The organism is Streptomyces tamarix, from assembly GCF_032423885.1.
GTDB lineage: Bacteria > Actinomycetota > Actinomycetes > Streptomycetales > Streptomycetaceae > Streptomyces > Streptomyces tamarix.
In genome coordinates, this window is record NZ_JAWCTQ010000103.1 from 1 (window position 1) to 947 (window position 947).

2 protein-coding genes and 1 pseudogene are annotated in these 947 nt (G+C 70.3%); all 3 read right to left on the reverse strand.

Going from position 1 to position 947, the window contains the following annotated elements; all coding sequences use genetic code 11:
• Nucleotides 1–75, reverse strand: a pseudogene (locus tag RND61_RS32445) (ATP-binding protein); the annotation flags it as partial.
• The gene (locus RND61_RS32450) at nt 56–598 is read right to left on the reverse strand and encodes a DUF742 domain-containing protein (RefSeq protein WP_315881754.1); all 543 of its coding nucleotides are present in this window, start codon (nt 596–598) and stop codon (nt 56–58) included. The gene RND61_RS32450 and the pseudogene RND61_RS32445, both read right to left, overlap by 20 nt.
• 96 nt (nt 599–694) lie before the next feature.
• On the reverse strand, nt 695–947 hold a 253-nt coding region (locus tag RND61_RS32455; RefSeq protein WP_315881755.1), incomplete at its 5' end, for a roadblock/LC7 domain-containing protein.

Consider the following 947-nt stretch of genomic DNA (forward strand, 5'->3'; position numbering starts at 1 on the left):
AAAGCCGCCCGCCACCACGATCTTCGCGCTGGTGGTTGAGCGGGCCGCACCGCCGCTAGAGCTTGCGAAGTCCACTGAGCACCCTTTCGAGCAGTGTCACGTCTGGCTGGCCGCCGGCGGCCTCGTCGCCGCCGGGCTGGTGGATGGCGACGAGTCCGGCCTCGGCCAGATCGGCGACGAGGATCCGGGCAACGCCGAGGGGGATGGAGAGGAGCGCCGAGATCTCGGCCACCGACTTGATCTCGAAGCACAACCGGCAGATCCGCTGGTGCTCGGGCAACTGCCCGTGCAGCCGCGACGGATCGGCCGTGGTGGACACCAGCGCCTCGATGGCGAGCTGGTACCGGGGTCGCGTCCGGCCGCCCGTCATGGCGTACGGACGGACCAGCGGGTTGTGGGCACCCCCGCCCGCACCCGCGGCCGGCTCCGGACGGCGCTGCTGCTGCACCGGCTGGCGCGGTGCCTGCGGCTGCTGGTAGGGCTGCTGGTAGCCCTGTCTGCCCGGCGCAGAGGGGAAGTGGTAGTGGTTCTGGGCGTTGTCACCCTGCACCTGGTGAGCACCGTCGTACGGGTGGTGTCCGCCTGGGGGTGTTGCCACGATTCCTCCTCCGACTGCGGTTCGCCGGTCCATGTCCCTGTGGACCCGCGCCACCGCACCTTAAGGCGCGGTGGCGAGAAACGCACGGTCCGTCTGCTAGTTGAGAAGACTGCCCTGCAGTTCCGCGCGCAGGTCCGGGGTGAGGACGCTGCCCGCGCGGTCCACGAGAAGGGCCATCTCGTAGCCGACGAGGCCGATGTCGGCGTCGGGGTGGGCGAGGACGGCGAGGGACGAGCCGTCCGAGATGGACATGATGAAGAGGAAGCCGCGCTCCATCTCCACCACGGTCTGGTTGACCGGCCCGCCCTCGAAGATGCGGGACGCGCCCGCGGTCAGCGAGGTCAGGCCT